Source organism: Paragemmobacter amnigenus (assembly GCF_009908265.2).
GTDB lineage: Bacteria > Pseudomonadota > Alphaproteobacteria > Rhodobacterales > Rhodobacteraceae > Paragemmobacter > Paragemmobacter amnigenus.
In genome coordinates, this window is the sequence record NZ_JAAATX020000003.1 from 125,285 (window position 1) to 138,337 (window position 13,053).

Below are 13,053 nucleotides of genomic sequence, written 5' to 3' on the forward strand. Positions count from 1 at the left end.
ACGTCATGTAAACCTGTTGTCCCGCGGAAATCCGCGCGGGGCCATCTTGCCCGCCCCCGCGCGCGGGCCGGACCATTCCGTCAGATCCATCTCGGTCCGTGTCCGCCCGGCCGGATCCTTCCACGTCAGCCCGTCCGCCAGCGTGAAGGTCATCGCATCCGACAGCCCGCCATCCTTGTACTTCTGCAACCGGACGCCCTTGCCCTTGGCCATCTCGGGCAATTCGGCCAGCGGGAAGACCAGCAGCTTTCGGTTGTCGCCCACGACCGCGACCGTATCCCCCGCCACCCTGCGGCACAGCGCGGTCTTCACCCCGTCCTTGACGGTCAGCACCTGCTTGCCCGCCCGCGTCTGCGCCAGCACCTCGTCGGACGGCACGACAAACCCGTCGCCCGCCGTGGATGCCACCAGAAGCTTCTCGCCGGGGCGGAAGATCATCAACTCCACGATCTCCGCCTCGTTCGGCAGATCGACCATCAGACGCACAGGCTCGCCCATCCCCCGCCCGCCGGGCAGGTTGGCCCCGAGCAGCGTGTAGAACCGCCCGTTGGAGCCCACGAGCAATATCTTGTCCGTCGTCTCGGCGTGGAAGATGAACCGCCCCTCGTCGCCGTCCTTGAACTTCACGTCCGAATCCAGCGCGACCTGCCCCTTCATGGCGCGGATCCATCCCATTTTCGAACATATGACGGTGATCGGCTCCCGCTCGATCATCGCCTCGAAGGGCACCTCCTCGACATCGCCCATCTCTGCAAATGTCGTGCGGCGCTTGCCCTCGACCGTATCCTTCCCGAACTTCTTGCGGATCTCCTCCAGCTCCGCCCCGATCTTCTTCCACTGGCGCTTCTCGCTCTCCAGCAGATCGGCCAGATCGGCCCGCTCCTTCATCAGCTCGTCGCGCTCGCGGATCAGCTCCATCTCCTCCAGCCGCCGCAAGGACCGCAGCCGCATGTTCAGGATGGATTCCGCCTGAAGCTCCGTGAGTTCCCCCTCACCCTCAGGCGGCGAGACATAGTCCTTCTCCGACGTCGCCCGCTTGTGGTCCTTGGACCAGTCTTCCGCCATCAAGGCGCGCTTGGGGTCGTCGTCATAGCGGATGATGTCGATCACGCGGTCGAGGTTGAGGAAGGCGATGATGAAGCCTTCCAGAACCTCCAGCCGGTGGTCGATCTTCTCCATCCGGTGTTCCGACCGCCGCCGCAGCACGTCGCGCCGGTGGTCGAGGAAGGCCCGCAGCACCTCTTTCAGGGAACAGACCTTGGGCACCTTGCCGTCGATCAGCACGTTCATGTTCAGGCTGAACCGGATTTCCAGATCGCTGTTCTTGAACAGCGTCCCCATCAGCATGTCGGGCTCCACCGTCCGCGCCCGCGGCTCCAGAACGATGCGCACATCATCCGCCGATTCATCCCGCACATCGGCCAGCAGCGGGATCTTCTTCGTCGTGATCAGTTCCGCAAGCTTCTCGATCAGCTTGGACTTCTGGACCTGATAGGGAATCTCCGTGACCACGATCTGCCACGTCCCGCGCCCCAGATCCTCCACCTCCCACTTGGCGCGCAGGCGGAACGCCCCGCGGCCCGTGCGATAGGCGTCAAGGATGCTCTCCTTCGGCTCCACCAGCACGCCGCCCGTCGGGAAATCCGGCCCGGGCACGAAGGCCACCAGCTCCTCGTCGCTGATCCCGGGATTGCCCAGCATCGCGTGACAGGCCCCGATCAGCTCGTCCAGATTATGCGGCGGGATGTTCGTCGCCATCCCCACGGCAATCCCGCTCGACCCGTTGGCCAGCAGGTTGGGAAAGGCCGCCGGCATCACCACGGGTTCTTCCAGCGTGCCGTCGTAATTCGGGCGGAAGTCCACGGCGTTTTCCGCCAGCCCTTCCATCAGCACTTCGGCAATCGCCGTCAGCCGCGCCTCGGTATAGCGGCTGGCGGCGGGGTTATCCCCGTCGATATTGCCAAAGTTCCCCTGCCCGTCCACCAGCGGGTAACGGACGTTGAAATCCTGCGCCAGACGCGCCATCGCGTCATAGATCGCGGCATCGCCATGCGGGTGATAGTTCCCCATCACGTCGCCGGAAATCTTGGCCGACTTGCGGAATCCCCCCGTCGCCGACAGCCGCAACTCGCGCATCGCGTAAAGGATTCGCCGGTGCACCGGCTTCAACCCGTCCCGCGCATCGGGCAGCGCGCGGTGCATGATGGTGGACAGCGCATAGGTCAGATAGCGCTCGCCAATCGCACGGCTCAGCGGTTCGGCAACAAGGATCGGCTCTATCTTGGGGTTATCGGGCTTGTCTGACATGGATGTTGTGTAATTCGCCGCGCGCCCCCGGTCCAGCCGGAAATCCGCACCGCGCGGAACCCCGAACCGAACCGGGCGTTGAAAGAATCAGCGGCGACTCACGTCTGGGTCGTGCTAGGCCAAGGCTGTAACCCGTTAGGCTGGAACACTGCCATGTTCAAATACCTCGTCATTCTTGCAGGCGCATTCTACGCAACCCTTCTCATCGGCGGCGAGGACCGCGGCCAGCAACGCATGGGCCTGCAAGGCGCCTACGATACCCCGCCCGCCCCCGCCCCCGTCATCGCCAAAGCCCCCGAGATCGCCCCCGCCCAGACCGCGGCCGCCGAAACCGTTGCCCCCGCGGATTCCTTGCGCATCCTGCCACGCCCGACCGACAGCGCCGCCACGGTCCAGCCCGCCACCCTCACCCCCGAAGCGCCCCCCGCCGATGACCTGCGCGTCATTACGGCCGAGGCCGCGAATGTCCGCGACGGCGCCAGCCGCAACGCCGCCGTCATCGGCCGGCTCGAAAATGGCGAGGTGGTCCGCATCCTCGAAACCTCTGGCGACTGGGTGCATATCCGCATCGAAGGCGACGGCATCGACGGCTACGTCCACCGCCGCCTGATCTCCACCGACCCGCCGCCGCTGACAGCGACGACGCTCTTCCCTGCGGTGGATTGAACCGGAACGACGCTCCCCCAAGCGGGCGGCCATCGCCGCCCGCGCCGCGACCGCTTTCCACCCGTCCCGCCCGTGCGCCCCCGCACGGGCCGCCCCCGCCCCCCGGGCGGCGGGGGCGACAAGCGCCCCCACCGGGGCGGAGGCGTCCCGTGCCCCGAGCGTCAGGCAAGGTGAGAACCCCTTGCGGCCTCAAAGCCTCAGCCGCAATCGGACCGGCAAAACTGTCCACCGGACAGTTTCGCGTCGGTCCTCTGGCCCCCCCACAGCCCAAGGTTGCCAAACCCCCGACCCTGCGCCACAAACACCGCCAAACGTGCAGCAGGGCAGGTATTATGCGTTCCATCCTCCTCACCGGATGCTCCTCGGGCATCGGCTACGACGCCGCGCGGACACTGAAATCCCGCGGCTGGCGCGTCTTCGCCACCTGCCGCCAGCAGGGCGACTGCGACCGCCTGATCGCCGAAGGCTTCGAAAGCTTCCCCCTCGACTACGCCTCCGAAGATAGCATCGCCGCAGCCGTCGAAGAAACCCTGTCCAGAACCGGCGGCACCCTCGACGCCCTCTTCAACAACGGCGCCTTCGCCTGCCCGGGTGCGGTCGAAGACCTCCCCCGCGGCGCCCTGCGCGAAATCTTCGAAACCAACCTCTTCGGCTGGCACGACCTCACCTGCCGCCTGATCCCCACCTTCCGCGCACAGGGCCACGGGCGCATCATACAGTGCTCTTCCGTCCTCGGCCTTGTCGGGGCGAAATGGCGCGGCGCCTATGTCGCCACGAAACACGCCCTCGAAGGCCTGACCGACGTGATGCGGCTGGAAATGGAGGGCACGGGCATCGACCTCATCCTCATCGAACCCGGCCCCGTCGCCACCCGCATCCGCGCCAATGCCATCCCGCATTTCGAAAAGTGGATCGACTGGGAAAACTCCGCCCGCCGCGATGATTATGCCGCCCTCCTCGACCGGCTCTACAAACCGCAGGCGAAGAAGGACCGCTGGGAACTCCCCCCCTCGGCCGTGACGGCAAAGCTGATCCACGCCCTCGACGCCCCCCGCCCGCGCGCCCGCTATTACGTCACCGTCCCCACCCATGTCGCGGGGTTCCTGCGGCGCCTCCTGCCCACGCGCCTGCTCGACCGCGCCATCGCCAAGGGCTGATCCGTCCTGCGCGGCGTTTTGGCCTTTCGCCTTTTCCGCCGCCGCCCCTACATCACCCCTCAGAACGAAGGGAAACACCATGCTCTCCGACCCGCTCTTCATCGTCGCCGCCCTCGCGGCCCTTGCCGTTCTTGCCATCCTGATGGTGGGCATCGGCGGCTTTGCCAAAGGCGGCGACTTCAACCGCAAACACGCGAACCGCATCATGCGTTACCGCATCATCGCGCAGGCCATCGCCGTCGCGCTGATCGTGGCCTTCGCCTATCTGAACTCGAAAGGCTGAACGAATGGTCGTCCTGTCCAAGATCTACACGAAAACCGGCGATGCCGGCGAAACCGCCCTCGGCAACGGCGCCCGCGTGGCCAAGCACGCCACCCGCGTCTCGGCCTATGGCACCGTGGACGAAACCAACGCCACCGTCGGCCTCGCCCGCCAGCACGCGACCGGCGATATGGACGCGGCCCTTGCCCGCATCTCGAACGATCTCTTCGACCTCGGCGCCGATCTCTGCACGCCCGACATGCACCTTGACGCCACGCTCCCCTACACCCCGCTCCGGATGCAGGAGGCACAGGTGAACCGCCTCGAACGCGAGATCGACGCGATGAACGCCCGCCTGCAACCCTTGCGCAGCTTCATCCTGCCGGGCGGCTCGCCGCTTGCCGCGCAGCTTCACCTCTGCCGCACCGTCTGCCGCCGCGCCGAACGGCTGACGGTCGAACTCGCCACCATGGAATCGGTCAACCCCGAGGCGGTGAAATACCTCAACCGCCTGTCCGACTGGTTCTTCGTCGCGGGCCGCATCGCCAATGACGACGGCAAGGCAGACGTCCTCTGGGTGCCCGGCCTGACCCGCGAGGGCTGACCGGAACGGAAAACGCGACGTCCCGACGCGTTTCCCTGTCGTATTTGGTCTGTTGCATCGCAGCGTGACGGTCTAACTACGCTGTCGAGAGCTTGGAAGGCCCGCGCTTCGGGCCGTCAGAATGGAGAATTGCGCGATGAAGGTGCTCGTGCCTGTCAAACGTGTGATCGACTATAACGTGAAGGTCCGCGTCAAGGCGGACGGATCGGGCGTCGATCTGGCCAACGTGAAGATGTCGATGAACCCCTTTGACGAGATCGCCGTGGAAGAGGCGATCCGTCTGAAGGAAAAGGGCATCGCGACCGAGGTCGTCGTCGTCTCCATCGGCGTGAAGCAGGCGCAGGAAACCCTGCGTACCGCGCTTGCGATGGGTGCCGACCGCGCCATCCTGATCGAAGCCACAGCCGACGTGCATACGGACATCGAACCGCTCGCCGTCGCCAAACTGCTGGCGGGTGTGGTCAAGGAGGAAGGCCCCGGCCTCGTCCTCTGCGGCAAGCAGGCGATCGACAATGACATGAACGCCACCGGCCAGATGCTTTCGGCGCTGCTGGGCTGGTCGCAGGCGACCTTCGCCTCGGAACTCGCCGTCGAAGGCGACACCGCAAAGGTGACACGCGAAGTCGACGGCGGCCTGCAGACCATCGCGGTCAAGATGCCCGCCATCGTCTCGGTCGACCTGCGCCTGAACGAACCGCGCTATGCGTCGCTTCCGAACATCATGAAGGCCAAGGCAAAGCCGCTCGCGACCAAGACCCCCGCCGATTACGGCGTGGACGTCGCGCCGCGCCTGTCTGTCGTGAAAACGGTGGAACCGGCGGGCCGCAAGGCCGGCGTGAAGGTGGGTTCGGTCGACGAACTCATCGCGAAACTCAAAGACGAAGCGGGGGTGATCTGATGGCCGTTCTTCTTCTCGCCGATGTGAATGATGGCGCTCTGGCAACCGACGCCGTCGCCAAGGCACTTGCTGCGGTAAAGGGTCTGGGCGAAGTCCACATCCTCGTCGCAGGCACCTCCGCCGCCGCTGCGGCGGAAGCCGCCAAACTCGACGGCGCATCGAAAGTGCTGCACGCCGATGACGCGGCCTATGACCATGGCATGGCCGAACCCACCGCCGCGCTGATCGTGTCGCTGGCTGGCAACTACAGCCACATCGCCGCCGCCGCGACCGCGTTTTCCAAGAACGTCCTGCCCCGCGCCGCGGCGCTGCTCGATGTCATGGTGATCTCGGACGTGACCGCCGTGGTGGACGCCGACACCTTCGAACGCCCGATCTACGCGGGCAACGCGATCCAGACGGTGAAATCCTCGGACGCCAAGAAGGTGCTGACCGTCCGCACCGCCTCGTTCAACGCCGTCGCGAACTCCGGTTCCGCCGCCGTGGAAAAGGTCGCCGCCGCCGCTGACTCGTCCCTGTCCAAATGGGTCGAAGACAAGGTCGCCGCCTCCGACCGCCCCGAACTCACCTCCGCCGGCATCGTCGTCTCGGGTGGTCGCGGCGTGGGCTCTCAGGCCGACTTCGCCCTGATCGAAAAGCTGGCCGACAAGCTCGGCGCCGCCGTCGGTGCCTCGCGCGCCGCGGTCGACTCGGGCTATGCCCCGAACGACTGGCAGGTCGGCCAGACCGGCAAGGTCGTCGCCCCCCAGCTCTACGTTGCCGTGGGCATCTCGGGCGCGATCCAGCATCTGGCGGGGATGAAGGACTCCAAGGTCATCGTCGCCATCAACAAGGACGAAGAAGCCCCGATCTTCCAGGTGGCCGATTACGGCCTCGTGGGCGACCTCTTCGCCATCGTTCCGGAACTGACCGAGAAGCTCTGACACGGGACGGGCAAAGCCCGTCCTGCAGGGGGCGCCGGGGAAACCCTGCGCCCCTTTCGCTTGCGCGGCTGACGGACCGCACCACCCGTCCTACCCCATCCCCCGCAACACCCCCGCCAGCAGCCCCGCCACCTCGGCATGCACCGCCACCCCCGGCAGCCCCCGCGCCGCAGGCTCTGCCATCGCCGGATAGACCATCCCCTCGGCCCCGGCCGCCCGCGCCGCCGCACTGGGCACCGCCAGCACCAGCCCGTCCGTCACCGCCGCCACCGCCTCCACCATCGCCTGATCCACCAGCAACGGCTCGCCCACCGGTGCCTCCACCCGCGCGCGCGGCGGATGGTCCGCCATCCACAGCAACACCTTCCGCCCCGGAATCCGCTCCATCAACAGCCCCATCCGCGACAGCCACGCCGCCTGCACCTCTTCAGCCAAGATGGAAAACCGCTCCGGCCCCGCCGCGTGCAGCGCCCGCAGCATGTGGCGGGTAAAGGCGAAGTCGGTGAAATCCACCCCCCGATAGACCGCCTGCAACACCGCCGAGGCCTTGACGAACCGGTCATTCCGCCGCGGATGCACGCCATAGAGCCGGTTCGTCAGATCGCTGGCCGCAGGCACCTGCACCACCGTCACCGCGGCCCGCTCCACCACCTCCATCACCGACGGATCGCCCAGCCAGGCATCCGGCCCCGCATTGGGACAGCCCAGATTGACCACCAACCGCCCCAACTCGCGCTCCAGAAGCGCGGGATAGGGCGCGGGAACATAGCGCCCATATGTCTCGATCCCGCCCAGCACGGCGATATAGTCCCCCGCCAGATCCCGCTTCGGCCCCCGGAACAGCAACCGCGACCGCCCGTAACGGCACGGCTGGTAATCCAGCGCCCCGTCCTCCGGATACGCATAGGCCATCGACCCACCCCCGATTTTCACAACACCCGCCGCCACTCTGGCCCGCAGGGAATGAACAAACCGCTAAAGTCGCAATTTGCCGCGATCTTTCCGCATCCCGCCCGCCCCGCCCGCCCTTGCGCCCAAGGGCAGCGGGTGCATAAGGTCATGCCCGACAAGAAGGAGCAGTCACATGGCAGAGATCCGCACCGTCGGCATCGTGGGCGCAGGGCAGATGGGCAACGGCATCGCCCATGTCTTCGCGCTGGCAGGCTATGACGTGCTGCTGAACGACATCAGCCAGACCAGCCTCGACAAGGCGCTCGCCACCATCGAAAAGAACATCGACCGCCAGGTCAGCCGCGGCAAGGTCACGCCCGAAGACCGCGCCGCCGCCCTCGCCCGCATCCGCACCACGCTGAAACTCGCCGACCTCGGCCCCACGGACCTCATCATCGAGGCCGCGACCGAACGCGAAACCGTGAAACAGGCGATCTTCGAAGACCTCCTGCCCCACCTCAAACCCTCGACCATCCTCACCTCGAACACCTCCTCCATCTCCATCACCCGCCTTGCCAGCCGCACCGACCGGCCGGAAAAGTTCATGGGCTTCCACTTCATGAACCCCGTCCCCGTGATGCAGCTGGTGGAACTGATCCGCGGCATCGCCACCGATCAGGAAACATGGGACACCCTGCACGAGGTCGTCCGCAAACTTGGCAAGACCGCCGCCAGCGCCGAGGATTTCCCCGCCTTCATCGTCAACCGCATCCTGATGCCCATGATAAACGAGGCCGTCTACACCCTCTACGAAGGCGTCGGGAACGTGAAATCCATCGACGAGTCGCTGAAACTCGGCGCCAACCACCCGATGGGTCCGCTGGAACTGGCCGATTTCATCGGGCTCGACACCTGCCTTGCCATCATGAACGTGCTGCATGACGGTCTGGCCGACACCAAATACCGCCCCTGCCCCCTGCTGACCAAATATGTCGAGGCCGGATGGCTCGGCCGCAAGACGCAGCGCGGCTTCTACGACTACCGAGGCGAGGTGCCGGTCCCAACCCGCTGATCCGGCGCGAGGTGTGTAGGGGGTGACAGGGTGATGACGACAAGGCCGCAGGATCACGGGAACACAGCGCTTGCCCTCCTCGCCCGCGCGGCGGCAGGGGGCGAGGCGCCCCCCCGCGACGTCATCGACGCCGTCCCGCCCGACGCGCTGGCCCGTGCCACCCTCCTTGCCCACCGGCGCGGCCATGACGACACGGCAACGCTCCTCCTTGCCCATCTCTCGCGCCGCGCGCCCGACCTCTTCGCCCGCACCTTCCCGCAGACCATCACCACGGGCGACCGCCTGCGCGCCCTCGTCCGCCACATCCGCTCGGGCGCGGCGGGGCGGACCTCGCTCGGCACGCGGCCAAAGGCGATGCTGCGCGACTGGATCGACCGCGCCACGGTCGGCGACCTCCTGCTTGCCGCCATCGGCACCGCCCCCTCGCTCGCCGACATCATCCGCATGGTCCACCCCCGCCCCGCCACGCCCGAACGCGCGGCGCTCTACCGCTGGCTCATCGGGCGGCGCACCGACCCCGCCACCCTGCCGGCCGACCTGCAAGCCCTCATCGCCTTCCGCGACAACCCTGCGGGCGACCCGCCCGACCTGCCGCTCGACCTGTTCCTGCCGGTCACGCAATATGACACCCCATGGCAGGGCCTTGCCCCCGCGCAATGGGCCACCATCGCCCGCCGCCTGCCCGTGGCCGATCTCGCCCGCCGCGCGAACCTGCTGCACCGCAAGGGCGCCTTCACCGATCCCGACACGCTGGCCCAGGCCGCCGCCCGCCTCTCCGATCCCGCGGCCATCCGCGCCGCGGGCCTTGGCCCCGTCCGGCTCTTCGCCCTGCTCCGCGCGCTGGACGCCGACGCGCCCGCCGCCCTGCATGCCGCGATGCAGACCGCCGCCCTCGCCGCCCTCGACGCCGCCCCCGCCACCACCGGCGCCTTCCTCCTCTGCGCCGATGCCTCGATGGCCATGACCCGCCGCGCCACCGCCGCGCGACGGGGCGCCATCACCGCGCTGCATGGGCACGAGGCGCTGGACCTCCTGACCGCAGCCCTCACCCGCGGCAACCGCGACGCGCGGCTGATGCCCTTTACCGACACGGCCTTCGACATCACCCGCCCGACCGAAGGCCCCCTCCCCACCCGCGCCAAATCGCTGGCCGCTGTGCGCAAGGGCGGCAGCAATGCCGCCATCCCGCTGATGGCGCTGGCCACCATGCGAAAGACCATCGACACCATCGTCCTCGTCACCGCAAACACCGCATGGGGCGGCACGGTGACGGACAAGGACGCGATGGCAACCGCATGGCAGCGCATCCGCGCCCACAACCCGCGCGCGCGCCTCCTCTGCCTGCGCCTGCGCCCCGACATGCCCGAGCCCCTGCCCCTGACCCTGCCCGACGGGCCGGACGTGCTGCACCTGACCGGCTTTTCCGACGCGGTGCTGGACCGGATCAGGGATTTCCTTGCAGGGCGCGACGAAACCGCCTACCTCACGGGGGATGACGCGACGCCCGGGGGAATGCGCGGCTGACGGAGTTTCATTGCGAAACTGGACCGCACCTTGTCCCCCGGGCAGCGCCTGCCGGAGCAAGGATTTTCTGGCGAAAATCCTTCTCCCGAAGTTTCTGCGAAACTTCCCGCACCCCGACGGACCGCATCACGCCCCGCGCCCGATCCTTCGCCAGAAGGATCGCCCCAAGATTTTTCGCAGAAAAATCTTGCCCCCGAAGGATTACTTCCGCAGCCCCAGCGTATGCGCGCGCAACCACGCAAGGAACCCGCGCGGGTTGCCTTCCCATTTCTTCAGCTCGTCCGCCGGAATGGGCGCGCCAATCACGGGGCGCGTGGGTTTGAACAGGCAGCGCTTGATCTCGTAGAGCAGCAAGCCCTGCCGCAGCGTATCGCCCAACTGGTTGGCGATCTGGAATGCGCGGGAATTCTGGCCGGGGAAATAGACGGGCAGGATCGTCGCGCCCGAGGATTTGACGATCTTGTGGGTAAAGACGTTCCACTCGCCCTCGACCGCAGGCCCCCACCAGCCCTCGCTCATCGCCACCTTGCCGGCGGGGAACAGGATGATCACCCCGCCCGCCTTCAGATGCCGCATCGTCTCGTCCCGCATCTGCAGGCCCAGCTCGCGCGCATTGTCCTCGTGCGGGAAGGGCACGGGGATCATGAATTCCTCGATCTCGGGAATCCCCGTCAGCAGCGACCGCGTCAGGATCTTGAAATCCGACCGCACCCGCGTGACCATCTCGGCCAGCACCATCCCGTCCACCAGCCCCGAGGGATGGTTCGACACCACGACCAGCGGGCCGGTCTTCGGGATCAGCGCGATCTCCTCGGGCGGGGTCTGGATCGTTATCCCCATCTGCCGGATCGCCTTGGGCCAGAACGGCGCGCCCTGCGGCGCGCCCGTCCGCTCGAACTCGCGGATCAGGCGCAGCAGCGTGACCTTGGCCGTCAGCCATTCGATGGTGCGGATCGTGTTCGCCTTCAGCGGGTTCTTGAACGTGCCGGCATAGGACAGCCGGCTCATGTCATAGGGCCGTTCCGCCCGCTCCGCCCTGCGGCGTGCCAGCTCTTCCTCGCTCACCTCGAGGGTGCGGACATCTTCGCTCTGCGACGTATCACTCACGCGGGGTCTACCTTTCGCGTCCGACGCGCCTCAGTAGTCCTCGCCGAAGCGGTTTGCAACCAGCGCCTCCAGCGCATCCGCCAGCTTCTCCGCCTCTGCGCCGGAAGTCGCCACATCGATGCTCGTCCCGCGCGAGGCGGCCAGCATCAGAAGACCCATGATCGAATCGCCCGACACGGTCATCCCGTCCTTGGACACCTGCGCCGCCGCGTCATGGCTTTCCACCACTTCCACGAACTTGGCCGAGGCCCGCGCATGCAGGCCCTTCTCGTTGATGATCCGCAATGTCCGTGCCGTCATGGTCCCCGCGCTCACGCCCCGCCGCCGAGGTCCAGACTGTTGATATACTTGCGCCCCGCGTCAAGCGCGGCGGCCACCGCCTCCGGCACGGGCAGCTCGCGCGACTTGGCCAGCTTGATCAGCATCGGCAGGTTCGCCCCATAGACGATGCGCCGGTCCGGCCCGCAACAGGCCATCAGCGACAGGTTGGACGGCGATCCCCCGAACATGTCGGTCACCACGACGACCCCCGCGCCGGTATCGACCGAATCCGCCGCCGCGCAGATTTCGGCCTGCTTGGCGCTGCGGTCATGCTCGTCCTCGATCGCGATGGCGCGCATCGCGTCCTGCTTGCCCACGACATGCTCGACCGCCGAGAGATATTCCCGCGCCAGCCCGCCATGTGCCACGATCACGATACCGATCACGCGCCTGTCACCCCGTTGCCAAGGCTGGCCCCAGCCACCCTGCGTTCCAGTTCACGATGCCGTTTTGACACCGGCCAGCCCGCCTCTGCAAGCGCCTTGCCCAGAATTTCCGCAACCGCGACGCTACGATGCTGCCCGCCGGTGCAGCCGAAACCGATCGACAGATGCGCCTTGCCCTCCGCGACCGAGGCCGGCAGCAGAAAGGTCACCAGACCCTGCACCCGCTCGAGGAACTCGCCAAAGCGCGGATCGGCACGGACATAGTCCTCCACCGCCCGATCCCGCCCTTCCAGATCGCGCAATCCCGCCTCCCAATAGGGGTTCCGCAAGAAGCGGCAGTCGAACACCATGTCCACCCCCCGCGGCAGCCCCCGCTTGTAGCTGAAGCTCTGCAAGGACACCGCCAGCCGCGCCATGACGCCACGGTCGAACCAGCGCGCAAGCTCCGCCTTCAGGTCATGCGGGCTCATCTCGCTCGTATCGATCAGGTGGTCCGCCCGCACACGTATCGGCGCCAGCAGGTCGATCTCGCGCGCGATCCCCTCGGCGGGCGTCTCGGCCGGTGCCAGCGGATGGCGCCGCCGCGTCTGGCTGTAGCGGCGGATCAGTTCCGGCACCGCGCAATCGACATAGACCAGATCCAGCGCCACCCGCGGATCGCGCGTCAGCCCGTCGATCATCTCGATCAGCGCCGTCACGTTGAAATCGCGGTTGCGCACATCCAGACCCAGCGCGATGGGCCGCCCCAGCGGAGCGCCCTCGATCAGCCGCGGGATCAGCGACAGGGGCAGATTGTCGATCACCTCGTAGCCCAGATCCTCCAGCGCATCGATCGTCGTCGACCGCCCCGCGCCCGACGGACCTGTCACCAGAACCAGACGGTGCTCCTCGCCCGCGCCGCCCCCGATGGCCGAAGTGCCGTCCTGCATCCTTTC

The 13,053-nt window shown here is 67.2% G+C and carries 14 protein-coding genes; 8 read left to right on the forward strand and 6 right to left on the reverse strand.

Annotated elements, in window-relative coordinates; all coding sequences use genetic code 11:
- Positions 1–3 precede the first annotated feature (3 nt).
- Positions 4–2,307 carry a DNA topoisomerase IV subunit A gene (locus GU927_RS04935; protein WP_161761242.1) on the reverse strand — a complete coding sequence of 768 codons (2,304 nt, stop codon included), beginning with the start codon at positions 2,305–2,307 and terminating at the stop codon, positions 4–6.
- 153 nt (positions 2,308–2,460) lie between these two features.
- Here GU927_RS04935 and GU927_RS04940 point away from each other — a divergent pair, with 153 nt between their 5' ends.
- The 6 genes from GU927_RS04940 to GU927_RS04965 all read left to right on the forward strand — a co-directional run bounded on the left by GU927_RS04940 (position 2,461) and on the right by GU927_RS04965 (position 6,817).
- On the forward strand, positions 2,461–2,973 hold the full coding sequence (locus GU927_RS04940; protein WP_161761243.1) for an SH3 domain-containing protein: 513 nt from the start codon (positions 2,461–2,463) through the stop codon (positions 2,971–2,973).
- Positions 2,974–3,305: 332 nt separating this feature from the next.
- Positions 3,306–4,130: an SDR family oxidoreductase gene (locus GU927_RS04945; protein ID WP_161761244.1), complete on the forward strand. Its 825-nt coding sequence runs from the start codon at positions 3,306–3,308 to the stop codon at positions 4,128–4,130.
- Positions 4,131–4,209: 79 nt separating this feature from the next.
- Entirely contained in the window at positions 4,210–4,413 is a 204-nt protein-coding gene (locus GU927_RS04950; protein WP_161761245.1) for a twin transmembrane helix small protein, read from the forward strand.
- A gap of 4 nt (positions 4,414–4,417) precedes the next feature.
- The gene (locus tag GU927_RS04955; RefSeq protein ID WP_161761246.1) at positions 4,418–4,996 is read left to right on the forward strand and encodes a cob(I)yrinic acid a,c-diamide adenosyltransferase; all 579 of its coding nucleotides are present in this window, start codon (positions 4,418–4,420) and stop codon (positions 4,994–4,996) included.
- A 136-nt stretch (positions 4,997–5,132) separates the two neighbouring features.
- Positions 5,133–5,894 carry an electron transfer flavoprotein subunit beta/FixA family protein gene (locus tag GU927_RS04960; RefSeq protein WP_161761247.1) on the forward strand — a complete coding sequence of 254 codons (762 nt, stop codon included), beginning with the start codon at positions 5,133–5,135 and terminating at the stop codon, positions 5,892–5,894.
- Positions 5,894–6,817, forward strand: coding sequence for an electron transfer flavoprotein subunit alpha/FixB family protein (locus tag GU927_RS04965; protein ID WP_161761248.1), 924 nt, complete (start codon positions 5,894–5,896; stop codon positions 6,815–6,817). The genes GU927_RS04960 and GU927_RS04965 overlap by 1 nt, the downstream gene beginning before the upstream one ends.
- A gap of 90 nt (positions 6,818–6,907) precedes the next feature.
- Here GU927_RS04965 and GU927_RS04970 read toward each other — a convergent pair whose 3' ends face one another.
- Complete coding sequence (locus GU927_RS04970; protein WP_161761249.1) at positions 6,908–7,729, reverse strand: DUF6473 family protein; 822 nt, start codon at positions 7,727–7,729, stop codon at positions 6,908–6,910.
- Between the two features lie 172 nt (positions 7,730–7,901).
- On the opposite strand from GU927_RS04970, the gene GU927_RS04975 reads away from it, so the two are divergent.
- Positions 7,902–8,780 carry a 3-hydroxybutyryl-CoA dehydrogenase gene (locus tag GU927_RS04975; protein WP_161761250.1) on the forward strand — a complete coding sequence of 293 codons (879 nt, stop codon included), beginning with the start codon at positions 7,902–7,904 and terminating at the stop codon, positions 8,778–8,780.
- A 33-nt stretch (positions 8,781–8,813) separates the two neighbouring features.
- Positions 8,814–10,304 carry a hypothetical protein gene (locus GU927_RS20430; RefSeq protein ID WP_161761251.1) on the forward strand — a complete coding sequence of 497 codons (1,491 nt, stop codon included), beginning with the start codon at positions 8,814–8,816 and terminating at the stop codon, positions 10,302–10,304.
- 201 nt (positions 10,305–10,505) lie between these two features.
- Here GU927_RS20430 and GU927_RS04985 read toward each other — a convergent pair whose 3' ends face one another.
- Genes GU927_RS04985 through rapZ form a run of 4 tightly spaced genes read right to left on the reverse strand, consistent with a single transcriptional unit; the run spans position 10,506 to position 13,047 of the window.
- Positions 10,506–11,411 (reverse strand): lysophospholipid acyltransferase family protein, encoded by a 906-nt coding sequence (locus GU927_RS04985; RefSeq protein ID WP_232489126.1) that lies wholly within the window; start codon positions 11,409–11,411, stop codon positions 10,506–10,508.
- 30 nt (positions 11,412–11,441) lie between these two features.
- Positions 11,442–11,711, reverse strand: coding sequence for an HPr family phosphocarrier protein (locus GU927_RS04990; RefSeq protein ID WP_161761252.1), 270 nt, complete (start codon positions 11,709–11,711; stop codon positions 11,442–11,444).
- Positions 11,712–11,722: 11 nt separating this feature from the next.
- The gene (locus GU927_RS04995; RefSeq protein ID WP_161761253.1) at positions 11,723–12,118 is read right to left on the reverse strand and encodes a PTS sugar transporter subunit IIA; all 396 of its coding nucleotides are present in this window, start codon (positions 12,116–12,118) and stop codon (positions 11,723–11,725) included.
- A complete protein-coding gene (gene rapZ, locus GU927_RS05000; RefSeq protein WP_161761452.1) occupies positions 12,115–13,047 on the reverse strand; it encodes an RNase adapter RapZ in 933 nt (310 codons plus the stop codon). Before rapZ ends, GU927_RS04995 begins: the two co-directional genes overlap by 4 nt.
- Positions 13,048–13,053 lie beyond the last annotated feature (6 nt).